Raw genomic sequence first — 25,999 nt, forward strand, 5'->3', positions numbered from 1 at the left:
TTTCCCTCTCGATACGCCCAAGCATATCGAGAGTTGCAGAAAATGCAATAATCTACCTTTGGTTGAAATTACCCAATTCTAAGCGCCTACCACCACTTTTCCGGCTGGAAGCGGCCCGCCGCCTGCTCGATGACATGCGCGGTCTGGAACAGCGTTTCCTCGTCGAACGGCCGGCCGATGAGTTGCAGTCCGAGCGGCAGGCCGTGACCGTCGAGCCCGGCAGGCACGGCGATGCCCGGCAGGCCGGCCATGTTGACCGTCACCGTGAAGATGTCGTTGAGGTACATCTTGACCGGATCTGCGGCCATGTCCTGGTCCGCGATACCGAAGGCGGCCGAAGGCGTTGCAGGTGTTAGGATGACGTCGACGCCGGCGGCGAAGGCCAGCTCGAAGTCACGCTTGATCAGCGTACGCACCTTCTGCGCCTGCAGGTAATAAGCGTCGTAGTAGCCGGCCGACAGCACGTAGGTACCGATCATGATGCGGCGCTTGACCTCGCGACCGAAACCGGCGGCGCGGGTGTTTTCGTACATCTCGATGATGTCCTTGCCCGGCACGCGCAGGCCGTAGCGGACGCCGTCGTAGCGGGCGAGGTTCGAAGACGCCTCGGCGGGTGCCACGATGTAATAGGCAGGCAGTGCGTATTTGGTGTGCGGCAGCGAGATGTCGACGATCTCGGCACCCGCGTCCTTGAGCCAGGCAATGCCCTTCTGCCACAGCGCCTCGATGTCGTCGGGCATGCCGTCGACGCGGTATTCCCTGGGAATGCCGATCTTCATGCCCTTGACCGACTTTCCGATCGCCGCCTCGTAGTCCGGCACCGGCAGATCGACGGAGGTGGTGTCCTTGGCATCGACCGACGCCATCGACTTGAGCAGGATCGCGGCGTCGCGCACGTCACGGGCGATCGGGCCGGCCTGGTCGAGCGACGAAGCGAAGGCAACCGTGCCCCAGCGCGAAACGCGGCCATAGGTCGGCTTGATGCCAACTGTGCCGGTGAAGGCGGCAGGCTGGCGGATCGAACCGCCGGTGTCGGTGGCAGTTGCGCCGGCACAGAGGAAGGCCGAGACCGCCGCTGCAGAGCCACCGGACGAACCGCCGGGCACCAGCTGCATGTTGTCGTAGCTGCGGCTCTCCTCGACGCCGCCGGGCAGCACGAAACCGCTGCCGCCGTCATGGAAGGTCGGCTTGACCGTGGTCTGCACGCGCGAGCGCCGCCACGGGTTGACCACCGGGCCGTAATAGGACGTCTCGTTCGACGAGCCCATGGCGAATTCGTCCATGTTGAGCTTGCCGAGCATCACCGCGCCATCGGCCCAGAGATTGGCCGTCACGGTCGATTCGTAGCGTGGCTCGAAACCGTCGAGCACATGGCTGCAGGCCTGGGTGTGCACGCCTTCGGTAGCGAACAGGTCCTTGATGCCGAGTGGAATGCCTTCGAGCGCCCCGCCCTCGCCCTTGGCGAGCTTTGCGTCGGAAGCCTTGGCCATCTCGCGCGCCTTGTCGGGCGTGGTGGCGACATAAGCGTTGAAGGTCGGATTGGCCTGCTCGATGGCCGAGACATAGGCGTTGGTCAGCTCGGAGGCGGTGATCTCCTTGCCGCGCAGCTTTTCGCGCGCTTCGGCAATCGTCAGTCGGGTCAGATCGGTCATGGCGAAATCACTTCGGGTCAGGCAGCCGAAAGCTGCTTTTGATGGAATGCGGAACGGGCGGCCAGGGCCTATTCCACCACTTTCGGCACGAGGAAGAAATTCTCGTCGGTGGCCGGCGCATTGGCGACGATGTCGGCTGCCTTGCCGCCGTCGGTTACGGCATCGACGCGCTTCTTCATCTCCATCGGCGTGACCGACGTCATCGGCTCCACGCCCGATACGTCGACCTCGTTGAGTTGCTCGACAAAGCCGAGGATTGCGTTCAATTCGCCGGTCATGCGCTGGGCGTCGTCTTCGCTCACCGCGATGCGAGCGAGATGCGCGACGCGCTTGACTGTCTTGAGATCAACGGACATCGAAAAAACTCCGGAAAGCCGGGAAAATGGTCAGGTCGGGCTATAACGACGCCGCGCGCGCGGCGCAACATCGATGATCGGGCTCACGGCATGGTGACGCCGTCGCACAGATAGTAGGTGCCGGCATTGTTGGTCTGGCCGCCCTCGGCATCGACTGTGCGGACAGAGACGAGATCGAGTTGCGTCGGGCTCAATTCGAGGATGGAAAGCGTGTCGGGGAACAGGTGGCCGGGCTCCTGGCAGAGAGCCGTCACGGCCCATGCCGGCGCACGCGTAGCTCGCGTAACGTTGAGGAATTCGCAATTGTACTCGACGCTTTCGATTCCGCTCGCGGACAGGACCAGGCCTCCGGCGTCGACCACCGTCTGAAGCGTATCCTTCTTGGCCTGGGCGCAGAGTTCTTCGGACTGGAGATAGACGCCCTTGATGAAGTCCTCAGCCGATGCCTCGGAAACGCCGAGCCAGAGCAGGGAAACCGTCGCCAAATTTCTCCAGTTCATCATCGCTCACCCCAATCGCACAGATCGCAACCGATCAAATGTCTATGGCTACGCCCACTTTCGGCAGCATCACTTCGACGCCCGAGCCTTCGAGGCCATCGACGAAGCTTTGCGCCGTCTGGTCGATGATCGGGAAGGTAGCGAAGTGGCATGGCACCACCGTCTCGAACTTGAAGAAGCGCCGGCAGGCGAGAGCCGCCACCGCACCGCCCATGGTGAAGCGGTCGCCGACAGGCACCAAGCCGATAGCCGGCTCGTGCAGCTCGTTGATCAAGGCCATGTCGGAGAAGATGTCGGTATCGCCCATGTGGTAGAGCGTGCGCTCGTCGGCGAAATGCAGCACCAGCCCGCCGGGATTGCCGAGATAGGTATTGGTGCCGCCAGGCCCGCCCGCGGAAGACGAATGCAGCGCAGTAACGAAGGTGGTGGTAAAGCCGCCGCAATCGACGGTACCGCCGATGTTGCCGGGATTGATCTGCTTGTCGCTAACGCCCTGGCCCACCAGAAACATGCAGATCTCGAAATTGGCGACGAGCATGGCGCCCGTCTTTTTCAGTATGGCGGCGGCATCGCCGATATGATCGTCATGGCCGTGCGTCAAAAGCACATGGGTGACACCCTCGGCTGCCTCCTCCCAGGACTTGCCCCACGACGGATTGCCGCTCAGGAACGGGTCGATCAGGATCGTGGCGCCTGCCACTTCGATGCGGAATGCCGAATGTCCATACCAGGTCAGTTTCATCGTTTCGGCATTCCTCGCAATTTCGTTGGCCAAAGGATAGAACGCACCAAGCTCCTTTCAAAGGGGCCGATACGCAAATTCAAGGTGTTAGTACTTCCACCGGATGCGCACCTAAAGTCATAAGGAACGCCGCTTGGCCATCGCTACGATTGAACAACTGCCTGAGCTGCTGGCCGGTGGCAAGACGCTGGCCGGCCTAGACCTCGGCGACAAGACGATCGGCGTTGCCGTGTCCGATCGCGGCCTGTCGTTCTCGCATCCGCGCCCGGTGATCATCCGCAAGAAGTTCACGCTCGATGTCGCTGCCCTGCTTGCCATGCTGGCCAAGGAAAATACCGGCGCGATCGTGATCGGCCTACCCATCAACATGGACGGTTCCGAGGGCCCGCGCGCCCAGAAATCACGCGCCTTCGTGCGCAATGCGGCCAATCTGACCGAATTGCCCTTCATTTTCTGGGACGAGCGGCTGTCGACGGTGGCAGCGGAACGCGCACTGATCGAGATGGACGTATCGCGCAAGAAGCGCGAGGGACGCATCGATTCGGCCGCCGCTGCCTTTATCCTGCAAGGCGTCTTGGACAGGCTTCAGACGCTGGGCGCCGATTCCGCGGAAGAATAGCGCGCCCGCACTCTTTCAGCGATCTGCTTGCGGCGACGGAACGCCCAGATCGCCAAAATGACCAGCGTATCGAAGAAGAAGGCCTTGGCCATCAACCACGGGATCGTCGCGGGATCGATACCGAGTATTTCGCCATAGAGCTCGAAGATGGCAAGGTTGAACCGGCGCGACAGCATCCAGTAGCCGAAATGCATGTCGTAGATCGACAGGAAGTACCAGCCCCAGAAAAGCACCAGCGGCGCGGCCCATATGGCGAAGATGTAGCGCATCAGCCGAGCCCCCGCGCACATGGCCCGGCGGCGTCAATGTCTGGCAACTGGTTCAAAAAGGCCCGCATCGGGAATCCCGCTTCTTTGCAGAATACAGTGGGCCCGGCGGATGCGCCATGCAACGTAAACCATTCATTAAGGTTAACGACCGACGGGCTGACGTGGCCCCCGGTGCCACCGCAAAACCGGCAGCGCCGCGGTTCAGCCGGCCTGCGGATAGAGCGTGTCGATAATCAGCCGCGAATCGTGTCGTGCGTCGAGCATGCCGTAGGTACCGCGCCACTGTCCGGCGAGCCGGGTCTCGATGAAGGCATCGGCGATGCGCCCTGCCCCCATCCGGCGCAGCTCCGCAGCCGCAGCCGAAATCGCCAATTGCTCCGTCAGGATCTGCGCCGAGCCCTCGTCGGAGCTTGCGACCTGCATCGCCGCCCTGAGTACCCCCAGGATGCTGCGTCCGCCCGGTCCCAGATCGCGCTCGATGCTCGCAAGCACGTCATCAAACAGTCCCGGTGCCCGGCCCAGCACGCGCAGCACGTCCAGCGCCATGACGTTGCCGGAGCCTTCCCAGATCGCGTTGACCGGCGCCTCGCGATAGTAGCGCGCGAGCGGCGCTTCCTCGACATAGCCATTGCCGCCGAGGCATTCCATTGCCTCGTAGAGGAGCGGCGGTGCGATCTTGCAGACCCAGTATTTGACGACCGGGGTCATGGCACGCGCAAAGGCCGCCTCGCCGCGGTCCGATGCCGCTTCGTCGAAGGAGCGCGCCAGGCGGAAGGCGAGTGCGGTAGCACCGGCGACATCGAGCGCCATGTCGGCCAGCACGCGCTGCATCAGCGGCTGGTCGACGAGATTGGCGCCGAAAACCTGGCGGTGGCGGGTGTGGTGCACGGCTTCAGCCAACCCCGCCCGCATGATTGCCGAGGACGCCACGGCACAATCGAGGCGCGTCAGCGTCACCATGTCCATGATCGTCTTGACGCCGCCGCCGGGCTCGCCGACCAGGTCGCCGATGGCGCCCTGGATCTCGACCTCGGACGAGGCATTGGAACGGTTGCCGAGCTTGTCCTTGAGGCGCTGGAACTGCAGCCCATTGGCCGAACCGTCGCTCAGGATGCGCGGAACCAGGAAACAGGACAGCCCCTCCGGCGCCTGCGCCAGCATCAGGAAGGCGTCCGACATCGGCGCCGACATGAACCACTTGTGGCCGTTGAGCCGATAGAAGCTGCCACCGGCACGTTCGGCCCTGGTGGTGTTGGCGCGCACATCGGTGCCGCCCTGCCTCTCGGTCATCCCCATGCCGAGCGTCAGGCCGGCCTTCTCGACCGGCGGCTTCTGAGCCTGATCGTATTTGCGGGTGGTGACGCGCGGTGCCCATTCGCGGAACAGCTTCGGGCTCGCCATCAGGGCTGCCAGCGAAGCGTTGGTCATGGTGATCGGGCACAGATGCCCGCATTCGAGTTGCGCAGTCAGATAAAAGCGTGCGGCTCGCACCTGGTGCCGCCGGCCGGTTTCCGTGCCGCCGTTCTCCCAGACGGAAGAATGCAGCCCGCCGGCGACCGAACGGCGCATCAGCGCATGATAGGCCGGATGAAACTCGACCTGGTCGATGCGTCGGCCCTGTCGGTCGTGTGTCCTGAGCTTCGGCACCTCGCTATTGGCGAGCCGCGCCAGGTCCTGCGCTTCCTGGTTCAGCACGAAGCGGCCGAGGCCGTCGAGGTCGCGACGGACCGGCTCGGAAAAGCTCTCTGCAATCTGGATCAGCAGCGGATCTCCGCGCCAGGCATTGCTGCCCGTCAGCGGAGGGGGCTGGTTCGGCACGTCCTGCGTCACGCCTTGTCCTTCATCGGTGTGGGCGACGGGCACGAATCCGCTGCCATGGCCGGCTTTATAGCCGAAATGCTTAGCGATAGCTTATGGCGCAGCTTGCCCGCGACGAAAATCCCGTGGGAGAACTTTCATCATCGAAATGCCGGCTTGCGGGTCACTTAAGCACAGCCTATAGCAGCGCCTTGAGATGACAGACCTTTCGTCCCTGCCGCCCTACCCGCACCGCCATCTTCTTGGCATCCGCGACCTTTCTCCATTCGACATCGAATTGCTGCTCGACCGGGCCGATGCCGCGGTGTCGATTTCGCGTCAGTCGGAGAAAAAGACCTCGACGCTGCGCGGGCGTACCCAGATCAACCTGTTCTACGAAGCCTCGACGCGCACGCAGTCGTCGTTCGAGCTCGCGGGAAAGCGCCTCGGCGCCGACGTCATGAACATGTCGGTCGCAAGCTCTTCGGTGAAGAAGGGCGAAACGCTGATCGATACGGCGATGACGCTGAATGCGATGCGACCTGACATCCTCATCATCCGCCACCAGTCGGCGGGTGCCGCCGCCCTGCTTGCACAGAAGGTCGGCTGCTCGGTGGTCAATGCCGGCGACGGCGCCCATGAGCACCCGACGCAGGCGCTGCTCGACGCCCTGACGATCCGCCGCGCCAAGGGCAGCATCGCCCGGCTGACGGTGGCGATCTGCGGCGATATCCTGCATTCGCGCGTTGCCCGCTCCAATATCCTGTTGCTCAACGCGCTCGGCGCGCGCGTCCGTGTCGTGGCGCCTTCGACGCTGCTTCCATCGGGCATCGCCCAGATGGGCGTGGAGGTAACGCAGTCGATGGCCGACGGCCTCAAGGACGCCGACGTCGTCATGATGCTGCGCCTGCAGCGCGAGCGCATGGCCGGCGCCTTCGTGCCTTCGGTGCGCGAATATTTCCGCTACTACGGCCTCGACGCCGAAAAACTGAAGGCGGCAAAGCCCGACGCGCTGGTGATGCATCCCGGTCCGATGAACCGTGGGGTCGAAATTGCCTCCGAGATCGCCGACGGGCCGCAGAGCGTCATCCAGGAGCAGGTGGAGATGGGCGTCGCCGTGCGCATGGCGGTGATGGAAGCGCTGCTCGACCCGCGCCGCAATCGCGATGGACAGAACGCATGAGCATCACGGTTTTCCAGCGCGCCCGCATCGTTGACCCGTCGCGCGGCATCGATGAGACCGGTTCGGTCATCGTCGACGGCAAGAAGATCGTCGCCGCAGGTGCCGACGCGCTCAACCAGGGCATTCCCGGCGGCGCCGAAGTCGTTGATTGCGCCGGCAAGACGATCATTCCAGGCCTGATCGACGGCCGGGTCTTCATCGGCGAGCCCGGCGGCGAGCATCGCGAAACGATCGCCTCGGCAAGTGTTGCCGCTGCCGCCGGCGGCGTCACCTCGATCGTCATGATGCCCGACACCGATCCGGTGATCGACAACGTCGCCCTCGTCGAATTCGTGCTGCGGACCGCCAAGGAGACTGCGTCGGTCAATGTCTTCCCTGCGGCAGCCATCACCAAGGGCCTCGAAGGCCACGAGATGACCGAGTTCGGCCTGCTGCGCGAAGCAGGTGCTGTCGCCTTCACCGATGGACGCCACACCATTGCCAATTCGCTGATGATGCGCCGGGCGCTCACCTACGCCCGCGATTTCGATGCCGTGATCGCGCATGAGACACAGGATGCCGACCTCGCCTCGTCGGGGGTGATGAACGAAGGGCTCTATGCCAGCTGGCTGGGGCTTTCGGGCATTCCGCGCGAAGCCGAGACCATCCCGCTCGAACGCGACCTCGCGCTCGCGCGCCTGACACGCGGCCGCTATCACGCTGCCAAGATCTCGACGGCCATGGCAGCCAGCGCCGTTTCGCGCGCCAAGGCGGACGGCGCCAAGGTGACGGCGGGTGTTTCGATCAACAGCCTGTCGCTCAACGAAAACGACGTCGGCGAGTACCGCACCTTCTTCCGGCTGGCGCCGCCGCTGCGCGCCGAGGAAGACCGCCTCGCCATGGTCGAGGCCCTGAAGGACGGCACCATCGACGTGATCGTGTCGTCGCATGACCCGCAGGACGTCGATACCAAGCGCCTGCCCTTCGCAGATGCCGCCGCGGGCGCGATCGGGCTGGAGACGCTGCTCGCAGTCGCCTTGCGCCTGCATCACAATGACGATGTCCCGCTGCTGCGTATCATCGACACGCTTTCGACCGCTCCGGCACGGCTGTTCGGCCTGCCGGGCGGCACATTGAAGCCGGGTGCGGTTGCGGATCTGGCGCTCGTCGACCTCGGCGAGCCGTGGGTGGTGCGCGAGGCCGACATCCGCTCGCGCTCCAAGAACACCTGCTTCGAAGGCGCGCGCCTTCAGGGCAAGGTCTTGAAAACCTTGGTCGCCGGACGCACAGTGTTCTCGGCCTGACGGCCACGGGGGAGAAGAAATACCTTGATGCCGGATGACATTTTTCCGACGGCTCTACACGTGCTCGTTGCAGCCGCCGTATTCGGCTATCTCCTGGGCTCGATTCCATTCGGGCTGCTGCTCACGCGTGCGGCCGGCCTGGGCGACGTGCGCAAGATCGGCTCGGGCAACATCGGCGCCACCAATGTGCTGCGCACGGGCAACAAGAAACTGGCGGCAGCAACGCTGCTGCTCGATGCGCTCAAGGGCACCGTGGCCGTGGTCATCGCAGCGCGCTGGAGCCATGACGCAGCGCTTGCCGCCGGCCTCGGCGCCTTCATCGGCCACCTCTATCCGATCTGGCTCGGCTTCAAGGGCGGCAAGGGCGTCGCGACCTATCTTGGCGTCCTGTTCGGCCTGTCGGGGCTCGGCGCCCTGGCCTTTGCCGTCACCTGGCTGCTCGTCGCCTTCGCCAGCCGCTATTCGTCGCTTGCAGCCCTGACGGCAGCGGTGGTGGTGCCGATCGCACTTTATATGACTGACATGCCCAAGGCAGCCGGCCTGCTGGCGCTGATGAGCGTCATCGTCTTCATCCGCCACCGCGCCAACATCTCGCGCCTGCTCGCCGGCACCGAATCGCGGATCGGATCCAAGGGATGAACCAACCCGCCGCCGGGCCGCATCTCAGCGACCGGCAGCGGCTCCACTGGCTGCGCCTAATCCGCACCCCGAATGTCGGCCCGGCCAGTTTTCGCGACCTGATCAACCGCTTCGGCTCGGCCGAAACCGCGATCGAGATGCTGCCCGAGATCATGATGGCGGGCGGTGCCAACCGGCTGGTCAAGGTTCCTTCCGTCGCTGAGGCTGAAGCGGAAATGCAGGCAGCGCGCCAATGCGGGGCGCGTTTCGTGGCGCTTGGCGAGCCGGACTACCCCCAGATCCTCAAGCGCATGGACCATCCCCCGCCGCTGCTCGCCGTCAGGGGCACAGGCGCTATTTTCAGCCTGCCGCCGGTGGCGATCGTCGGTGCGCGCAACGCCTCTCTCGCCGGCATCAAGATGGCGCGCACGCTGGCTGCGGAACTCGGCCGGAACGGCTATGCGGTGATTTCAGGCTTGGCGCGCGGCATCGACACCGCCGCCCACCAGGGCAGCCTGGATACCGGAACGGTAGGGGTGCTGGCCGGCGGACTCGACCGCCCCTACCCGTCTGAGAATATCGGCCTTTGCGACGAGATCGCCGAGCGCGGCGCGGTCGTATCGGAAATGCCGTTCGGCTGGGAGCCCCGCGCGCAGGACTTTCCGCGTCGCAACCGCATCGTCGCAGGCCTTGTCCTCGGACTGGTGGTCGTCGAAGCGGCAAAACGATCGGGTTCGCTGATCAGCGCGCGGCTGGCCGGCGATATGGGACGGCTGGTTTTCGCCGTGCCCGGCTCGCCGCTCGACCCGCGCGCCGCCGGCACCAATGGCCTGCTGAAGGACGGTGCGACGCTGGTGACCGAGGTCGGCGACATACTCGAGGCCTTGGCGCCATTGGTCGGGGGCCAGTCCTACATCGCAGCCAGCATGGAAGAGCCGCCGGATTTCAGCGCCACGCCACCGCCCGCCGACAACGACCGCGCCCGGGTGATCGAAGCTTTGGGGCCGGTACCGGTCGAAGTCGATGAACTGATCCGTCATACCGGACTTCACCCGGCGCAAATCTTCATGATCCTGCTGGAACTGGATCTTGCCGGACGGCTCGAGCGCCACTCAGGCGGACGTGTTTCGCTTGTTGATCCCGATGTTTGACGGCCGATCACCGCGTATCACATCTCCAGCCTCGACATAGGCCATCTCGATCAGATAGGCGAGCATGCCGCAGCGCTCGGCTTCCGCCATGATGCGGAGTTGCCCCAGCATCGACTGGATATAGTCCAGCGTTTCGGCTCGCCTACGTGTTGGCGGCGGCTTGTGCATAGAATTGGCTTTCCTTTTGTCTTGCCGCCCGGTGTTGAGCACAGGATTCGGTGCCTATCTCCACGCGGGAAACAGGCCCAACCGGCAATGGCAGAAGCGTAGCAAATCTACTAACAATTGCAATAGCGCCAATTAATATACCTTAGGTTGTATTGCCGATGTCAGCCGGCGTTTTTGGCCCCGTCCCCTTGACCAGACTGAAAAGGGCGGCCATGTGACGTGCGAATTGAAAATTCTTCGCCACGCGCCGTTGCCGTTGTTTTGGCGCTTCACTGGAAAATCAGCCACATATGGACGTCGTTGTCGTCGAGTCACCGAACAAGGTGAAAAGCATCAACAAGTATCTGGGCAAGAACTACAAGGTTCTGGCCTCGTTCGGCCATGTCCGCGATCTGCCGGCCAAGGATGGCTCGGTCAAGCCGGATGACGATTTCGCCATGTCCTGGGCTGTCGACACCGCTTCGGCGAAGCGGCTCACCGAAATCGCCAAGGCGGTCAAGGAAGCCGATGGCCTGATCCTCGCAACCGATCCGGATCGCGAGGGAGAAGCCATCGCCTGGCACGTGCTCGAAGTGCTGAAGCAGAAGCGCGTCCTCAAGGACAAGACCATCAAGCGCGTCGCCTTCAACTCGATCACCAAGCAGGCGGTTCTCGAGGCAATCGCCAATCCGCGCGAGATCGACCCGCCGCTGGTGGACGCCTATCTGGCACGCCGGGCGCTCGACTATCTCGTCGGCTTCACTCTTTCTCCCGTGCTCTGGCGCAAGCTGCCGGGCGCCCGCTCGGCCGGTCGCGTCCAGTCGGTGGCGCTGCGCTTCGTCTGCGACCGCGAGGCCGAGATCGAGCGTTTCGTGCGCGAAGAGTACTGGCAGATCGCAGCTATTCTCGGCACGCCGCGCGCGGAAAATTTCGAGGCAAGGCTCACCGTCTATGACGGCAAGAAGCTGCAGAAGCTCGACATCTCTTCGCAGGCGATGGCCGATGACATCAAGGCGATGCTGGAAGGGGCAACCTTCAAGGCACTGTCGGTCGAAGCCAAGCCGACCAGGCGCAATCCGAGCGCCCCTTTCACCACCTCGACCTTGCAGCAGGCGGCATCCTCGAGCCTCGGCTTTTCCGCAAGCCGCACCATGCAGGTCGCCCAGCGCCTCTATGAGGGCATGGAGATCGGTGGCGAGACGGCCGGCCTGATCACCTATATGCGTACCGACGGCGTGCAGATGGCACCCGAGGCGATCGAGGCCGCGCGCGAGGCCATCGGCAAGGAGTTCGGCGCAAGGTACCTGCCCGAGAAGCCGCGCCAGTATACGACCAAGGCCAAGAACGCCCAGGAAGCGCACGAAGCCATCCGGCCGACCGATTTCTCGCGCACGCCCACTGAGATGCGCAAGTTCCTCGATGCCGATCAGGCCCGTCTCTATGAGATCATCTGGAAGCGGGCGATTGCCAGCCAGATGCAGCCGGCCGAGATCGAGCGCACCACCGTCGAGATCGAGGCGCGCAATGGCGCCAGGACCGCCGGCCTGCGCGCCGTGGGCTCCGTCACCCGCTTCGACGGCTTCATCGCCGCCTACACCGAGCAGAAGGACGAGGATTCGGAAGACGAGGAAAGCCGTCGCCTGCCAGAGATCCGTGCCGACGAGACGCTCAAGCGCGAATCCGTCAACGCCAGCCACCACACCACCGAGCCTCCGCCCCGCTATTCCGAGGCGAGCTTCATCAAGAAGATGGAAGAGCTCGGCATTGGCCGTCCCTCGACTTATGTCGCGACGCTGAAGACGCTCGAAGAGCGCGACTATGTAAAGATCGAGAACAGAAAGCTCATTCCGGAGCCCAAAGGGCGGCTCGTGACCGCCTTCATGGAGAGCTTCTTCCAGCATTATGTGGAGTACGACTTCACCGCCTCGCTGGAAGAGAAGCTCGACGAGGTTTCCGACGGCAAGCTCGCCTGGCGCGACGTCCTACGCGATTTCTGGAAGGACTTTTCCGGCGCTGTCGATGACATCAAGGAACTGCGCGTCACCGAAGTGCTCGATGCACTGAACGAGGAACTCGCCCCGCTCGTCTTCCCCGAGCGCGAGGACGGCTCGAACCCGCGCATCTGCCCGAAATGCGGCACCGGCAACCTGTCGCTCAAGCTCGGCAAATACGGTGCCTTCGTTGGCTGTTCGAACTATCCCGAATGCGGCTTTACCCGCCAGCTCGACGGCCCCGGCGGCAATGGCGAGAATGGCGGCCTCGAAGATGGCACCAAGGTGCTGGGCACCGATCCCTACACCAATGAGGAGATCACCCTGCGCAGCGGCCGCTTCGGCCCCTACATCCAGCGCGGCGACGGCAAGGAAGCCAAGCGCTCCAGCCTGCCCAAGGGCTGGTCGGCGGCATCCATCGACCACGAAAAGGCGCTTGCCCTGCTGGCACTGCCACGCGATGTCGGCCAGCACCCGGAATCGGGCAAGATGATCTCGGCAGGTCTTGGCCGCTACGGCCCGTTCGTGCTGCACGAAGGTACCTACGCCAATCTCGAAAGCATCGAGGACGTGTTCTCGATCGGCCTCAACCGCGCTGTCACCGTGCTTGCCGAGAAGCAGGCCAAGGGCAAGGGTGGACGCGGCAGCACGCCGGCCGCACTCAAGGATCTTGGCGAGCACCCCGCCGGCGGCGGCAACATCACCGTGCGCGACGGCAAGTACGGTCCCTATGTCAATTTCGGCAAGGTCAATGCTACCCTGCCGAAGGGCAAGGACCCCGCCACCGTGACCGTCGAGGACGCGCTTGCGCTGATCGCCGAAAAGGAAGCGAAAGGCGGAGGCGGCAAGAAGCCGGCCCGCGGCGGGGCCAAGAAGGCAGCCGGCAGCGCGACCAAGAAGCCAGCCGCCAGCAAGGCCAAAAAGAAGGACTGACCGACCTTGGCGCGAAAGATTTCCGGACGAAACGCCGGCACCAGACGCGCCGCAAGCGACGAGGTCCGCGGCAAGGACGTCTATCGCCCCTCGCGTGACGAGATTCTGCGCTACATCGCGGAGAATCCCGATCGCAGCGGCAAGCGGGACATTGCCAAGGCCTTTGCGCTCAAGAACGAAGACCGCATCTGGCTGAAAGAGCTGTTGCGCGAACTCCAGGACGAGGGCCTGCTGGAGAAGAGCCGCAAGCGCCTGAGCCGGGTCGGCGCCCTGCCCCATGTCGCCGTGCTAGACATCTTCGGTCGCGACACTGAGGGCACGCTCCTGGCGCGTGCTTCCGAACAACCGGACGGTCCCATCGTTGCCGTCAAGACATCCCGTACAAGCAACGGACCGACGCCCGGCGTCGGCGACCGCGTGCTGGCGAAGACCTTCCCGGTCGAGGGGTATCTCGGCGACGAAAACGTGCCGGCTTATACCGCCCGTATCATGAAGGTGTTCGAAAAGCGCAGCGATACCGCGCTCGGCATCTTCCGAATCCTCAAGGACGGCACGTTCCGCATCGAGCCGGTCGAGCGCCGCCAGCCCGAACTGGTGGTCGACAAGGACTCCCAGAACGGCGCCAAGGACGGCGACCTTGTAGAAGTGGTGCCAGAACGCGCCAGCCGATATGGGCTGCCGCGCGCCAAGGTGGTCTCGGTGCTTGGCTCGTTGACCAATGAGAAGGCGGTCTCGATGATCGCCATCCATGCCCACGAGATTCCGCACATCTTCCCTGCCGAGGTGATCGCCGAGGCTGAGGCGGTCAAACCGGCGACGCTCGACGGCAAGCGCGAGGACTGGCGGGAGCTGCCGCTGGTCACCATAGATCCGGCGGACGCCAAGGACCATGACGACGCCGTCTATGCCGAGCCGGATGCGGATGAAAAGAACCCCGGCGGCTTTATCGCCACCGTCGCCATCGCCGACGTCGCGGCCTATGTCCGCCCCGGCACAGCTCTCGACCAAGAGGCACTGAAGCGCGGCAACTCGGTCTATTTCCCCGACCGCGTCGTGCCGATGCTGCCCGAACGCATCTCCAACGATTTGTGCTCGCTGCGCGAAGGCGTCGACCGGCCGGCACTTGCCGTGCGCATGACGTTTTCGGCCGAAGGCCGCAAGGTCAGGCACTCCTTCCACCGCATCATGATGCGCTCGTCGGCCCGCCTCGCCTATCCGCAGGCGCAGGCCGCCATCGACGGCGTGCCCGACGACAAGACCGGGCCGATCCTGGAGACCATCCTCAAGCCACTGTGGGCGGCCTACGACGTGCTCAAGCGCGGCCGCGACAGCCGCCAGCCGCTCGAACTCGACCTCCCCGAAAGAAAGATCCTGCTCAAGCCCGACGGCACGGTTGACCGGGTCATCGTTCCCGATCGCCTCGACGCCCACAAGCTGATCGAGGAGTTCATGATCCAGGCCAACGTCGCGGCGGCCGAAACCCTGGAAAACAAAAAGCAGAAACTCGTCTACCGCATCCATGACGGCCCCTCGCTTGCCAAGCAGGAATCGCTGCGCGAGTTCCTGCAGACGATCGGCCTGTCATTGGCGCGTGGCGCCGAGATGCGGCCAGCCCAGTTCAACGGAATCCTCGAGCGTGTGCGCGGCGAGGACAACGAGCAACTTGTCAACGAGGTGGTGCTGCGCTCGCAGAGCCAGGCCGAGTACAATCCCGACAATATCGGGCACTTCGGCCTCAATCTGCGCCGCTACGCCCATTTCACCTCGCCGATCCGCCGCTATGCCGACCTCATCGTCCATCGTGCCCTGATCGCCTCGCTGGGCTTGGGCGCCGGTGGCCTGACGCCGTCGGAAGAAGCACGCCTGGAAGAAATCGCCGGCCTCATTTCGCAGACCGAGCGCCGCGCCATGGCAGCCGAAAGGGAGACCGTCGATCGGCTGGTCGCCGGCTTCCTGTCCGAACGGCTCGACGAGACTTTCGAGGCCCGCATCTCGGGCGTGGTCAAGGCGGGACTATTTGTCCAATTGCCGCAATATGGCGCGGATGGTTTCATCCCCGTGTCATCCTTGGGTGACGATTATTACCACTTCGACGAAGCCGCCCGCGCCCTCTTCGGGGAGCGCAGCGGCAAGGGCTACCAACTCGCTGACCGCGTTGAAGTGCGGCTTGTCGAGATCGCCCCGCTGGCTGGCGCCATGCGCTTCGAAATGCTGACCGAACCGAAGCCCCTGCCCGGTTCGAAACGGTCGTTCCACAAGACCAAGGGGCAAAGAACGCGTGCCCGTGCCTCCCAACCGCGGCGAGGTCCGCGCGGCAGGAGATGACGATGGAAGAACAGGTATTCGGTGGCGGCCACCAGCAGGTCGCCCGCGAGGCACGGCCCGTCTGGCCGGCGATCAAGCGCGGCCTGTTCTGCAAATGCCCGAAATGCGGCGAAGGCAAGCTCTTTGCGTCCTTCGTCAAGACTGTCGACCGCTGCAGCGTCTGCCACGAAGAGATATTCCATCACCGCGCTGACGACCTGCCCGCCTATCTCGTCGTCGTCCTCGTCGGCCATATCGTCGTCGGCGCCTTCATGGCCGTCGAAGCCAACGTCACGCTTGCACTGTGGCAGCACCTGCTGATCTGGGTGCCGCTGACGATCGTTTCCGCCCTTGCGCTGCTGCGCCCCATCAAGGGTGGCGTGGTCGGCATGCAATGGGCGCTCTACATGCATGGCTTCGGCGGCGAAGAAGACGCTATCGACGCGCACCCGGAGGCCTGACCGGACGCTGGCGCAATGCCAAGTCGCATCCAAGCGCTTCCTTCCACCCCGACATTCCGTTAGGACAGCCGCGATGGATGGCATCAGCAAGACAGAACTCGACAGGCTCGAAGCCAGGGAACTGGTGAAAAACGCCGCCCCCTTGCGTCCGCGCGACGCGGCGACGCTGATCCTGCTCGACCGAAGCGGCGACGATGTGCTGGTGCTGATGGGCCGGCGGCACATGAAGCATGCCTTCATGCCCGGCAAATTCGTCTTCCCGGGAGGCCGCACCGACCCGGCCGACAGCCGCATCAAGGTTGCCGACGAACTTCATCCGGACGAAGAGACCAAGCTGCGTGCCGGCACGGGCAGCGTCAGCATCGCTCGCGCCCGCGCGATCGCGCTGTCGGCGGTTCGCGAGACCTACGAAGAAGCAGGCCTGTTGATCGGTCGACGCGGGGCGTTCTCGACCACCAAGGCCGATTGGCAGGGATTCGCCGAACATGGCGTGGAGCCCAGCCTTGCCTCGCTGCGCTTCATTGCGCGCGCCATAACACCTCCGGGACGCGTTCGCCGCTTCGACACCCGATTCTTGTCGGCCTGGCGCAGCGACGTGGCCGTCGAGCTGCCCGACGGCGGACCGACAAACGAGCTCGAGGAACTTGTCTGGCTGCCGCTGGCCGACGCCGTGGAGGCCGACATTCCGGCCATCACGAAATCAGTTCTCGGCGACCTCCGGCAACGGCTGGCAATCGATCCCGGGCTCAGGCCCGGCGGCGAAGTGCCGTTCTACCGCATGTTCAACCAACGCTTTCGGCGCGACATCCTTTAGGCCTCACATATGCACGAGACCATCCAGGAAGCCGAAACCGTCGAACGCGTGCACTGGCGCTCGATTTCCGCCGCGATCGCCTCGATCAGCGTTGTCGGCATCGCCATCGGTCTGGGCATACCGCTGCTCAGCGTGATCCTTGAATCGCGCGGCTACTCACCCTCGATGATCGGGCTCAATACGGCAGTGGCGGGCATTGCATCGATCTGCGCGGCACCGCTGGCAACCCCGATCGCGATGCGTTTCGGCGTCGTCTGGACGATGTTCGCAATGATCATCGCCGGTGCGGTGGCTTTCGTCGGGTTCTATTTCGCGCCGTCGTTCTGGATGTGGTTTCCGCTGCGGGCGGTACTGCATTTCGCCCTGACAGTGCTGTTCATCCTGTCGGAATTCTGGATCAGCACCTGCGCGCCGCCTCATCGGCGCGGCTTGGTGCTTGGCATCTACGCCACGGTACTGTCGCTCGGCTTCGCTGCCGGCCCGTGGCTGTTCTCCCAGATCGGCAGCACCGGCCTGCTGCCGTTCGGCCTCACCTTCTGTCTCGTCATGATCGCCGCGATTCCCGTCGTTCTGGCGCGCAGCGAGAGCCCCAAGATCGTCTCCGAAGGCGGCAAGGGTGGCTTCTTCCGCTACATCTGGATGGTTCCGACCGCGACGGCAGCCGTGCTTGTCTTCGGTGCCGTCGAGACGGGCGGCTTCGCCCTGTTCCCGATCTATGGCCAGCGGATCGGCTATACCGAGGCCGACGCGGCGCTGCTGCTCACCATGATCGGCCTCGGCAACGTCATGCTTCAGATCCCGTTCGGCATGATCAGCGACCGCATCGCCGACCGGCGCTGGCTGCTGCTGATTTGCGCTGCTACCGGCTTGATAGGCACCCTCGCCATGCCTGTCCTCGCCGGCAACTGGCACGTCATGGCCGGCCTGCTGTTCGTCTGGGGCGGCGTGGTGGCGGCCCTCTACACCATCGGCCTCGCCCATCTTGGCGCGCAGCTTTCCGGCCGCGACCTCGCCTCGGCCAATGCGGCCTTCATCTTCTGCTACGGCATCGGCATGATTCTCGGCCCGCAGGTGATCGGCATCTTCATGGATATCTTCGGGCCAAATGGATTCGGCTGGGCGCTGGCGCTGTTCTTCGGCGGATATATGGTCATCGGCCTGGGCCGAATTGCCGCGAAATCCGGGCTTTCGCGCTCCGAGGCTTGACTTTCCAGGCACGATCTTTATGTGTCCCGCCAGGTTTTCCGCGTCCGGGTTGTTTTCCCGTCCTGAGGCGGGTGCAACTCCAGACAATTAACGGACGAGAATCATGGCCAAGGCTGCAAACATCAAGATCAAGCTTCTGTCGACCGCCGACACCGGTTTCTTCTACGTGACGAGCAAGAACAGCCGCACGAAGACTGAGAAGCTGTCGTTCCGCAAGTACGACCCGGTTGCCAAGAAGCACGTTGAATTCAAGGAAACCAAGATCAAGTAATCTGGTTTTCGCCCGGAATTCCGAAACGCCGCCCAGTGGGCGGCGTTTTTGTTTTGGGGGTTAGATCAGTTCCCGAAAGCACGCCGCATCAGTTCACGGAACGTCAGTTCGTGATCGAAGTGCCCGTCGCGCAGAAAATTCAGCGTCTGCGCGATGACAAGCGGATTGTTCATCATGAAGGTATGCGTCGCAGGCAGGACGATGTGGTCCTTCATGCCTTCAAGCTTGGTGCTTTCCACCGAGACCTTGCCGTCGTTCGGGCCCTTGAACATGCCGGACAAGAACGGGTTGAGCGACCGGTCGCCGGCGATGATGCCGAGCTCGAACCGAGCAGGCCCGAGTTCATTGGGAACGCTGTCCGGCCCCGTGCCCAGCTGACCGCCGGCTGGGCCATTGACGATTTCGAACAGCTTGAGACCACCCAAGGTGTCGACCAGTTCGGAACCATGATTGGGTGGCGCGAGCATGACGACGCGACCGAGATTTTCGGGGCGGTTCTGCGTGAGCCAAGCCCGCACCAGGATGCCGCCCATGGAGTGAGTCACGAAGTGAACCGGGCCGGCCTCGCCGCACTTGGCCACCGACGCATCGACATACGCGATCAGCTGGTCGATGGGAACATCGGTCGACGGATAGGCGTCGTTGACGACAGTGTAGTCGAACGAGCCGAGCGTCTCTTCCATCAGCATCAGGGATGCGTCCGTGCGCGCCAGGCCATGGAGCATCACGACGCATTCCCGCGCAGATGCCGCGACCGAAAATGTCATGAACAAAAGAGCAGCAAGAATACGCATCGAAAACACTAGTCCGAATGGCCGGCCCGGCTCAAGCCGATGCAACGGACAGACAAACCGAAGTGCTTTCGAAAAGGAAAACAGGGGGCCGGTCGGCTGCTGGCAGCGGTACGAGGAGGCCACTATGTGCCAGTGCCGGCCGGCCGACCCCACGGACCCAGGAGATGCGGCGGACCTGAGCATCATGGGGTATCAATTGGGCTTCCGGCCTGTGCTCCTCGTGCCGACGCCCGTCCTTCTTCTCCACTCCACAGTCGCGCAAGATTACTTGAAAATCAACACTTTCTTAACCACGGCTCGCGAATCGCTTGGGTTAAGGTAAACGATTGAGCTTAACGCGCTTGACTATCCGACCCTTGTCGGCGTCAGGCCGCACGCGCGACCACGCGGTTGCGGCCACGGGTCTTGGCATCGTAGAGCGCGAGGTCTGCACGCTTCATCAGGCCGGCAACCGTGTCGCCTTTGGCAGTCAGCGACGACACGCCGACGCTGACCGTAACCGATACGCCCTTGCCCGCTCCGCTGATTGCAAATGGCGTCTGGGCGACCTCCGCGCGAATGCGCTCGGCGACCATCTCGGCCAGCGCCGCGTCGGTATCGGGCATCACCACGACGAACTCCTCGCCACCGAATCGGCAAGCGAGGTCAATGCCGCGAACGCTCTTCTTCACGCGCCGCGCAAACTCGCGCAGCACCTCGTCGCCGCCATCATGACCAAACGTGTCGTTGATCCGCTTGAAGCGGTCGAGATCGGTGATCATCAGCGAGAGCGGCCTGTGCCGGGAGACGGCGCGGTCGAACAGGCGCGGCAGGTGGCTGTCGAGGTAGCGGCGGTTGTGCAGGCCCGTCAGGCCGTCCGTCACGGCCATCTCGATGGTCTGGCTGACGCTCTGCCTCAGTTCGTCATTGTAGCGCTTGCGGCGCACCTGCGTGCGCAGCCGTGCAATCAGCTCTTCACGGTCGAGCGGCCGCACCAGATAATCGTTGATGCCGAGTTCGAGCCCGCGAATGATGCGGTCGTCCTCTTCCTTGCGGACCAGAAGCACGATCGGCAGCGACCGCGTGCGGTCGAGCGATCGCAGTTGCGAGCACAACCGCAACGGATCGAACTCGGAAAATCCGGTCGACACGATGACGCATTCATAGCTGCCTTCGGCGGCATTGAAGAGCCCCGACTGCGGGTCGGCGGCGATCTGCACGTCTGCAGCGCCGTCCAGCAGCGCACAGATATGGGCCGCCGACGATGTCTGCTCGTCGATCAGCAGCACCTTAGGCATCGTTTCCTGCAGCAACTCGGATCGCGACAATAGCTCGTCCAGGCCAATGCTGTGCGTGGTCGAGGCGCGCAGCCTGAGCTCGTCGGTCAGGACCTTGAGCCGAACCAGGCTCTTCACGCGCGTGATCAGTTGCAGGTCGTTGACCGGCTTGGTGAGGAAGTCGTCGGCTCCCACCTCGAGCCCGCGCACGCGATCGGTGACGTGGTCGAGGGCCGTGACCATGACGACGGGGATGTGGGCGGTCGCGGGATCGGCTTTCAGCCGGCGGCAGACCTCGAATCCGTCCATGCCAGGCATCATGATGTCGAGCAGCACGACGTCGACCTTGCCGTCCTCGCAGGCGGCGATGGCGTCCGGCCCGTTGTAGGCGGTCTGTACTTCGAAATATTCGGCGAGCAGCCTGACTTCGAGCAGCTTCACATTGGCCGGGATGTCGTCGACGACAAGGATGCGCGCGGTCATGCCAGTACCTCGTGCGGACCCGGCGAGCGCATCAGGCATCACCGAGGTAGGATTTGATCGTCTCGATGAACCGTGGCACCGAGATCGGCTTGGAGATGTAGGCTTCGCAGCCGCCCTGCCTGATCCGCTCCTCGTCGCCCTTCATGGCAAAGGCGGTAACGGCAATGACCGGGATCGTGTGGAGGTCATCGTCCTCCTTCAGCCATTTGGTGACTTCGAGGCCCGAGACCTCAGGCAGTTGGATGTCCATCAGGATGAGGTCCGGCCGGTGCTTGCGGGCAAGATCAAGCGCTTCGAGGCCGTTGCGCGTGCGCACGGTCTCGTATCCGCTCGCCTCGATGAGGTCGCGAAAGAGCTTCATGTTGAGCTCGTTGTCCTCGACGATCATCACCTTCTTAGCCATCGAATTTTCCGCCCCGATTGCACACCAGATGTCGGCGGCAATCATCATGCGCGCCGGATGCGCACACCAACCCCGAATCCAACCTTAACTCAAGAACATTACGAAACGTAAAACACCCCTGCCAAGTCACGGATCGGCCGCCACCGCTTTAGCGGTTGCCGCAAGGCGCGCTTGCAGCTACTCCCTTGGCAAGCCGGAACGAACGGAAATGTCGATGCAAAAGAGCCAGAAAAATCAGGAAAGCGCCGAGGCGCTGGCGGTCCAGGCGCTGGCTTTCGTCGCATCCGATCCGGAGCTTCTGCCGCGCTTTCTCGCAATTACCGGCATCGAAGCGCAACAAATTCGCCGCGCGGCCCAGGAGCCGGGATTCCTGGCAGGCGTGCTGCACTTCATCCTCGCCCACGAGCCGACACTGCTGCGGTTTTCGCAAGAAGCAGGCATAGCGCCGGGAGAAGTCGGCATCGCCGCCCGCGCCCTGCCATTGGGCAATGACGACCACGAACGTTCGTCATGAGCGAAGACCCGGAGACCGCGCGCCAGATCGCGGAGCTTGCCCGCGACACCCGCCCGCTGCTGGTGCTCGACGTCGACGAGGTGCTGCTGGAATTCATGGTGCCCTTCATGCGCTTCCTCGACGCGCAGGGGCTGGTGTTCCTGGCCAAGTCGTTCAGGCTGACTGGCAACATCGTCGACCGGAAGACGCAAACCCCGCTGGACCAGACTGCGGTATCAGGGCTGCTCGACGGTTTCTTCTTTGCGCAGCGCGAATGGCAGACCGCGGCACAAGGGGCGGCGGACGCCGTGGCAAACCTCGCCGGCGGAGCCGAAGTGGTCATGCTGACGGCCATGCCGCACCGGCATCGCGACGTCAGGCGGCTGCATCTCGACGCGCTCGGCTTTCCCTACCCACTGCTGACCACGGAAGCGGCAAAGGGACCGGCCCTCAGGCAACTGAGAGGCGAAAGCGCCCGCCCGGTCGCCTTCGTCGACGACATTCCCTACAATCTGGTTTCGGTACGCGACTCCGTCTCCGACGCGTATCTGTTCAACCTGATGTCCTACCGCGAAATGCGCTTGCTGATGCCGCCCATGCCGGACGGCATCGTGGTGGCGGATGACTGGGCCGAGGCCGCGCCGAAGATCGCCGCGGCCCTGGGCCTCTAGCCTTTCAGGCTAATCCTCCAGATTGCGCCACCAGTCGCGCCCTGAATCGAGCCTTTCGATGCCGGCGCTGTCGAGTGCTGTCGCCCATTCGGCCGACGACTTGCCCGCCAGAACGAGTTCCGGCGCGATTTCCGCCAGCGGCACCATGACGAAAGCCCGGTCGAGCATGCGCGGATGCGGAATTTCCAACCCGACGTCGCTGACATTGCTTTCTCCGTGCAAAAGCACGTCGATGTCGATCAGCCGTGGGCCCCAGCGCTCGACGCGCACCCGCTTGAGCCTGCGCTCCACCTCCAGGCAAAGCTCCAGGAGGTCGAGCGGCGACAGCGAAGTCGCAACCTCGGCGGTGACGTTGAGAAAATCGGGTTGGTCGACCTTGCCCCAGGGCGGCGTGCGGTGCAGCGACGAAACCGTCACCACGCGCGTCTGGCCGCTGGCATCCAGCATGTGCAGCGCCGCGGCCATAGATTTCGCCGGATCGCCAAGGTTGCCGCCGAGACTGAGAAACGCCCGCTCCTCAGCCTGGCCAGACAACGGTCACCTCTACATAATCCAGGACACCAGGCACCGGCGCATTCGGCTTGCGAACGGTGATCTCCGCCTTCTTGATCTGCGGGAAACGCTCAGCCAAGGCCCTGCCGCATTCCTGCGCCAGCGCTTCGATGAGGAAACGCCGTTCGCCGGTGATGATCGCTTCGATGACCTGGAAGGCAACGCCGTAGTCGACGGTGCTCTCCATCGAATCGTCCTCCAACGGAAGCGAGGGATCGACCGTCAGCTCGGCATCGACATAGAAGCGCTGGCCAAGGGTCTCTTCTTCGTCGAACAGGCCGTGCCGGGCAAAGAAGGCGCAGTTTTTCATTCGGATGAGGTACATCGAGGTCAGTGTCCCGGCAGGTTGGTCTGGCGCGCCAGCATAGCATCCGCGAATGCCAGTGCGTCCACGTTGATTGCGACATTGTGGACGCGGAAGATCTGCGCGCCCTTCATGCGGAGAATGACGCTTGTCGCCGCCGTTCCCGCATCGCGGTCGGCAGCTTCGCGTCCGGTTACATGGCCGACGAAACGCTTGCGCGACGTGCCGGCAAGCAGCGGATATCCAAGCTCGCAAAGCTCCGAAAAGCGCGCCATCAGCTCGAGATTCTCGTTTTCGTCCTTTGCAAAGCCGAAGCCCGGATCGAGCATGATCTGCTCGTCGCGCACGCCGGCCTCGCGCGCGATCTCCAGCGAGCGGCGCAAGAAGGCAAACTGATCGTCGATCACGTCGGCCAGCTTGGCGCGGTCGCGGCCTGTATGCATGATGACGAGCCCTGCCCCGGTCTCGGCGGCGACCCTTGCGATGCCGGGCTCGCGCTGCACGCCCCATACGTCGTTGACGACATGAGCGCCGGCGGCCACGGCAAGGCGCGCCGTCTCCTCGCGATAGGTATCGACCGAAATCAACACGTCGCCTGAACTGGCAAGCTGGGAAATGACGGGAAGGACACGGTCCTGTTCCTCGGCGGCCGAAACCGGCGCAGCCCCTGGCCGCGTCGATTCACCGCCGACATCGACGATGACGGCGCCTTCCGCCACCATGCGCCTGGCCTGTTCGATCGCCCGCGCGGGTGCATCGAAGGCGCCGCCATCGGAAAAACTGTCAGGCGTGACGTTGAGGATGCCCATGACAAGCGCCCTGTCGCCAAGATCGACATAGCGTCCATGCGCCAGTTGCCATCGTTTACCGGTCATGCCGTCGCCACAAAAGAACTCCAGAGCACAGACCGCGTCACGAAATATCAACGCTTGCAGCATCAACTCGCCGTGCGGCCACTTCTTGCGGCACCGATTTCCATTGCGCCGCCAACGCCCCTAACGCAAGGTAGGCCAAGAGGCAACTAATGAAGCAACTCTTCCTCGCCGCCCTGCTCGCTGGAGGCATTTGCCTACCCGTTCAGGCGGCAACCGTGTCGAAATCCTACAGCTATTTTACCATCACCGGCAAAACGCTCGACGAAATCGAACAGCAGCTGATGACGCGCGGCCCCGAGGTCAAGAGCACCGGCGGCAGGCACCCCGGTGCAACGCAAATGGAGTTCACCAGCCGCATCGGTTACGCCGAGGTCAAGGGCGGCTGCGCCATCGTCTCGGCCCAGGTCAGCGTCAAGGCCAAGGTGATCCTGCCGCGCTGGCGACAGAACGGCAAGACGGCCCAGGACGTCAAGCTGATCTGGAATACGCTTTCCTCCGACATCAAGCGGCACGAAGAAAGCCATGTCGTGATCGCCAAGAACCACGCCCGTGAGCTGGAACAGGCGCTGAAGGCGGTCGGCAAGCAGAAGACGTGCGAGCTCGCCGCTGCCAAGGCCAAGGCCACCAGCGATCGCATCCTCGGCGCCCATGACCGTGCGCAGGAAGAGTTCGATCGCATCGAGGGTATCAATTTCGAGAGCCGGATCATCAGGCTGCTGCGCTATCGCCTGGAGCGCATCGACGCCGGCAAGATCAAGGGCTGAGCGGCGGGCCTCGGGTTAGTCCGGCACGCCAAGTTTCTTGTGCAGGCTCGTCGACGAGGTCGTGTACTGGAACACGATCCGCTCCTTGGGGCTGATGACGTGCTTGGCCGCCTGGGCCATCAGCGCCGCCTCATGGAAGCCCGACAGGATCAGCTTCAGCTTGCCGGGGTACCAGTTGATATCGCCGATGGCGAAGATACCCGGCTCCGAGGTCTCGAATTTTTCGGTATCGACCGGGATCTGGTTTTCGTGGAGATGAAGGCCCCATTCGGCCACCGGCCCGAGCTTCATCGTAAGGCCGAAGAACGGCAACAGACGCGTGCAGGGAACGACGACTTCGCTTTCCGGCCCCTTGACGGTGATCGAACTGAGCTTACCGCCTTCGCCCGAAAGCGCCGAGACCTGGCCGATCACCAGATCGAGCGCGCCTGCTTCCTGGAGCGCATGCATCTTATTGACATTGTCCGGCGCCGCACGGAATTCCGGCCGGCGGTGGACCAGGGTGACCCGTTTTGCGATGGGCTGGAGATTGAGGCTCCAGTCGAGTGCCGAATCCCGCCGCCGACCACGACGACGTCGTGGCCGCGGAACTCTTCCATGCGCCGGACCGAATAGCTGACGCTTGATCCTTCATAGGCTTCGATGCCGGGGATCGGCGGCCGCTTGGGCTGGAACGAACCGCCACCCGCAGCAATCACCACCACCTTGGCCTCGAAAACCTCATCCTCGTCGGTGGTGACGCGAAAGCCACCGCCCTCCAGGCGCTGCAGTGCCGTCACCATGCGGTTGAAGGTGAAGCCCGGCTTGAACGGCGCAATCTGCTGCAGCAGCTTGTCGACCAGCTCCTGCGCTCCGACGACGGGATAGCCCGGAATATCGTAGATCGGCTTTTCCGGATAAAGCTCGGCGCATTGTCCGCCCGGCCTGTCAAGGATGTCGATCAGGTGGCAGCGCATGTCGAACAGGCCGAGCTCGAACACGGCGAACAGCCCGATGGGACCGGCACCGATGATCAGGACGTCGGTATGGGTAATGTCGCTCAAAGCCGCCCTCGCCGCTCACACATGCACATATAAGGAATGTGCATGAGATGGAGTGCCATGCCAA

General features: G+C 63.6%; 27 protein-coding genes and 1 pseudogene. 14 read left to right on the forward strand and 14 right to left on the reverse strand.

The annotated features are described in order from the left end of the window. Positions 1–86: 86 nt before the first annotated feature. From WHT83_RS17310 to WHT83_RS17325, 4 genes are all read right to left on the reverse strand, one after another. A complete protein-coding gene (locus WHT83_RS17310; RefSeq protein ID WP_406871856.1) occupies positions 87–1,652 on the reverse strand; it encodes an amidase in 1,566 nt (521 codons plus the stop codon). 68 nt (positions 1,653–1,720) lie between these two features. Beyond that, a complete protein-coding gene (gene gatC, locus WHT83_RS17315; protein WP_108607972.1) occupies positions 1,721–2,008 on the reverse strand; it encodes an Asp-tRNA(Asn)/Glu-tRNA(Gln) amidotransferase subunit GatC in 288 nt (95 codons plus the stop codon). 83 nt (positions 2,009–2,091) lie between these two features. After that, positions 2,092–2,508, reverse strand: a complete 417-nt coding sequence (locus tag WHT83_RS17320; protein ID WP_404801284.1) for a hypothetical protein — start codon at positions 2,506–2,508, stop codon at positions 2,092–2,094. 34 nt (positions 2,509–2,542) lie between these two features. Then, positions 2,543–3,250: a metal-dependent hydrolase gene (locus WHT83_RS17325; protein WP_406871857.1), complete on the reverse strand. Its 708-nt coding sequence runs from the start codon at positions 3,248–3,250 to the stop codon at positions 2,543–2,545. Positions 3,251–3,383: 133 nt separating this feature from the next. Here WHT83_RS17325 and ruvX point away from each other — a divergent pair, with 133 nt between their 5' ends. Continuing rightward, positions 3,384–3,869, forward strand: a complete 486-nt coding sequence (gene ruvX, locus WHT83_RS17330) for a Holliday junction resolvase RuvX (protein ID WP_108607970.1) — start codon at positions 3,384–3,386, stop codon at positions 3,867–3,869. Here ruvX and WHT83_RS17335 read toward each other — a convergent pair. Both WHT83_RS17335 and WHT83_RS17340 read right to left on the reverse strand, forming a co-directional pair. Further along, complete coding sequence (locus WHT83_RS17335) at positions 3,836–4,138, reverse strand: DUF6105 family protein (RefSeq protein WP_406871858.1); 303 nt, start codon at positions 4,136–4,138, stop codon at positions 3,836–3,838. The genes ruvX and WHT83_RS17335 overlap by 34 nt on opposite strands. 201 nt (positions 4,139–4,339) lie before the next feature. Further along, positions 4,340–5,968 (reverse strand): acyl-CoA dehydrogenase family protein, encoded by a 1,629-nt coding sequence (locus tag WHT83_RS17340; protein WP_406874002.1) that lies wholly within the window; start codon positions 5,966–5,968, stop codon positions 4,340–4,342. A 184-nt stretch (positions 5,969–6,152) separates the two neighbouring features. Here WHT83_RS17340 and WHT83_RS17345 point away from each other — a divergent pair, with 184 nt between their 5' ends. From WHT83_RS17345 to dprA, 4 genes are read left to right on the forward strand one after another with little or no spacing between them, the layout of a single operon-like run. Then, positions 6,153–7,118 carry an aspartate carbamoyltransferase catalytic subunit gene (locus WHT83_RS17345; RefSeq protein ID WP_108607968.1) on the forward strand — a complete coding sequence of 322 codons (966 nt, stop codon included), beginning with the start codon at positions 6,153–6,155 and terminating at the stop codon, positions 7,116–7,118. After that, a complete protein-coding gene (locus WHT83_RS17350) occupies positions 7,115–8,401 on the forward strand; it encodes a dihydroorotase (protein ID WP_406871859.1) in 1,287 nt (428 codons plus the stop codon). Before WHT83_RS17345 ends, WHT83_RS17350 begins: the two co-directional genes overlap by 4 nt. Positions 8,402–8,428: 27 nt before the next feature. Further along, entirely contained in the window at positions 8,429–9,040 is a 612-nt protein-coding gene (gene plsY / locus WHT83_RS17355; protein WP_406871860.1) for a glycerol-3-phosphate 1-O-acyltransferase PlsY, read from the forward strand. Continuing rightward, positions 9,037–10,170: a DNA-processing protein DprA gene (gene dprA, locus WHT83_RS17360; protein ID WP_406871861.1), complete on the forward strand. Its 1,134-nt coding sequence runs from the start codon at positions 9,037–9,039 to the stop codon at positions 10,168–10,170. The genes plsY and dprA overlap by 4 nt, the downstream gene beginning before the upstream one ends. Here dprA and WHT83_RS17365 read toward each other — a convergent pair. Beyond that, positions 10,132–10,338: a hypothetical protein gene (locus WHT83_RS17365; RefSeq protein WP_108607964.1), complete on the reverse strand. Its 207-nt coding sequence runs from the start codon at positions 10,336–10,338 to the stop codon at positions 10,132–10,134. The two genes, dprA and WHT83_RS17365, sit on opposite strands and share 39 nt — an antisense overlap. A 290-nt stretch (positions 10,339–10,628) precedes the next feature. Here WHT83_RS17365 and topA point away from each other — a divergent pair, with 290 nt between their 5' ends. The 6 genes from topA to rpmG all read left to right on the forward strand — a co-directional run bounded on the left by topA (position 10,629) and on the right by rpmG (position 18,297). After that, positions 10,629–13,241, forward strand: coding sequence for a type I DNA topoisomerase (topA, locus tag WHT83_RS17370; RefSeq protein ID WP_318761549.1), 2,613 nt, complete (start codon positions 10,629–10,631; stop codon positions 13,239–13,241). Between the two features lie 6 nt (positions 13,242–13,247). Continuing rightward, positions 13,248–15,566 (forward strand): ribonuclease R, encoded by a 2,319-nt coding sequence (rnr, locus tag WHT83_RS17375; protein ID WP_406871862.1) that lies wholly within the window; start codon positions 13,248–13,250, stop codon positions 15,564–15,566. 2 nt (positions 15,567–15,568) lie between these two features. Beyond that, the gene (locus WHT83_RS17380) at positions 15,569–16,006 is read left to right on the forward strand and encodes a DUF983 domain-containing protein (RefSeq protein WP_108607961.1); all 438 of its coding nucleotides are present in this window, start codon (positions 15,569–15,571) and stop codon (positions 16,004–16,006) included. Between the two features lie 73 nt (positions 16,007–16,079). Then, positions 16,080–16,820, forward strand: coding sequence for an NUDIX domain-containing protein (locus WHT83_RS17385; RefSeq protein WP_318761546.1), 741 nt, complete (start codon positions 16,080–16,082; stop codon positions 16,818–16,820). Between the two features lie 9 nt (positions 16,821–16,829). Continuing rightward, the gene (locus WHT83_RS17390; RefSeq protein WP_318761545.1) at positions 16,830–18,026 is read left to right on the forward strand and encodes an MFS transporter; all 1,197 of its coding nucleotides are present in this window, start codon (positions 16,830–16,832) and stop codon (positions 18,024–18,026) included. Between the two features lie 103 nt (positions 18,027–18,129). Beyond that, positions 18,130–18,297 carry a 50S ribosomal protein L33 gene (rpmG, locus tag WHT83_RS17395; RefSeq protein WP_019173400.1) on the forward strand — a complete coding sequence of 56 codons (168 nt, stop codon included), beginning with the start codon at positions 18,130–18,132 and terminating at the stop codon, positions 18,295–18,297. Positions 18,298–18,362: 65 nt separating this feature from the next. Here the strand turns inward: rpmG and WHT83_RS17400 are convergent, their stop codons facing one another. From WHT83_RS17400 to WHT83_RS17410, 3 genes are all read right to left on the reverse strand, one after another. Beyond that, a complete protein-coding gene (locus tag WHT83_RS17400) occupies positions 18,363–19,274 on the reverse strand; it encodes an esterase/lipase family protein (RefSeq protein WP_406871863.1) in 912 nt (303 codons plus the stop codon). A 182-nt stretch (positions 19,275–19,456) separates the two neighbouring features. Beyond that, positions 19,457–20,830, reverse strand: coding sequence for a PleD family two-component system response regulator (locus WHT83_RS17405; protein WP_406871864.1), 1,374 nt, complete (start codon positions 20,828–20,830; stop codon positions 19,457–19,459). 31 nt (positions 20,831–20,861) lie between these two features. Continuing rightward, on the reverse strand, positions 20,862–21,233 hold the full coding sequence (locus tag WHT83_RS17410; RefSeq protein ID WP_108607955.1) for a response regulator: 372 nt from the start codon (positions 21,231–21,233) through the stop codon (positions 20,862–20,864). A gap of 214 nt (positions 21,234–21,447) precedes the next feature. Here WHT83_RS17410 and WHT83_RS17415 point away from each other — a divergent pair, with 214 nt between their 5' ends. After that, positions 21,448–21,747, forward strand: coding sequence for a DUF3572 domain-containing protein (locus WHT83_RS17415; protein WP_406871865.1), 300 nt, complete (start codon positions 21,448–21,450; stop codon positions 21,745–21,747). Further along, a complete protein-coding gene (locus WHT83_RS17420; protein ID WP_108607953.1) occupies positions 21,744–22,397 on the forward strand; it encodes a hypothetical protein in 654 nt (217 codons plus the stop codon). Before WHT83_RS17415 ends, WHT83_RS17420 begins: the two co-directional genes overlap by 4 nt. A gap of 9 nt (positions 22,398–22,406) precedes the next feature. Here WHT83_RS17420 and folK read toward each other — a convergent pair whose 3' ends face one another. Genes folK through folP form a run of 3 tightly spaced genes read right to left on the reverse strand, consistent with a single transcriptional unit; the run spans position 22,407 to position 24,128 of the window. Next, a complete protein-coding gene (folK, locus tag WHT83_RS17425) occupies positions 22,407–22,931 on the reverse strand; it encodes a 2-amino-4-hydroxy-6-hydroxymethyldihydropteridine diphosphokinase (protein WP_108607952.1) in 525 nt (174 codons plus the stop codon). Next, positions 22,915–23,274 (reverse strand): dihydroneopterin aldolase, encoded by a 360-nt coding sequence (gene folB, locus WHT83_RS17430; protein WP_108607951.1) that lies wholly within the window; start codon positions 23,272–23,274, stop codon positions 22,915–22,917. The genes folK and folB overlap by 17 nt, the downstream gene beginning before the upstream one ends. Before the next feature lie 5 nt (positions 23,275–23,279). Next, positions 23,280–24,128, reverse strand: coding sequence for a dihydropteroate synthase (gene folP, locus WHT83_RS17435; RefSeq protein ID WP_406871866.1), 849 nt, complete (start codon positions 24,126–24,128; stop codon positions 23,280–23,282). 149 nt (positions 24,129–24,277) lie between these two features. On the opposite strand from folP, the gene WHT83_RS17440 reads away from it, so the two are divergent. Beyond that, a complete protein-coding gene (locus tag WHT83_RS17440; protein ID WP_108607950.1) occupies positions 24,278–24,892 on the forward strand; it encodes a DUF922 domain-containing Zn-dependent protease in 615 nt (204 codons plus the stop codon). A 15-nt stretch (positions 24,893–24,907) separates the two neighbouring features. Here the strand turns inward: WHT83_RS17440 and WHT83_RS17445 are convergent. After that, positions 24,908–25,935: pseudogene (locus tag WHT83_RS17445) on the reverse strand (NAD(P)/FAD-dependent oxidoreductase). Positions 25,936–25,999 lie beyond the last annotated feature (64 nt).

The organism is Aminobacter sp. P9b, from assembly GCF_045345995.1.
Lineage (GTDB): Bacteria > Pseudomonadota > Alphaproteobacteria > Rhizobiales > Rhizobiaceae > Aminobacter > Aminobacter niigataensis.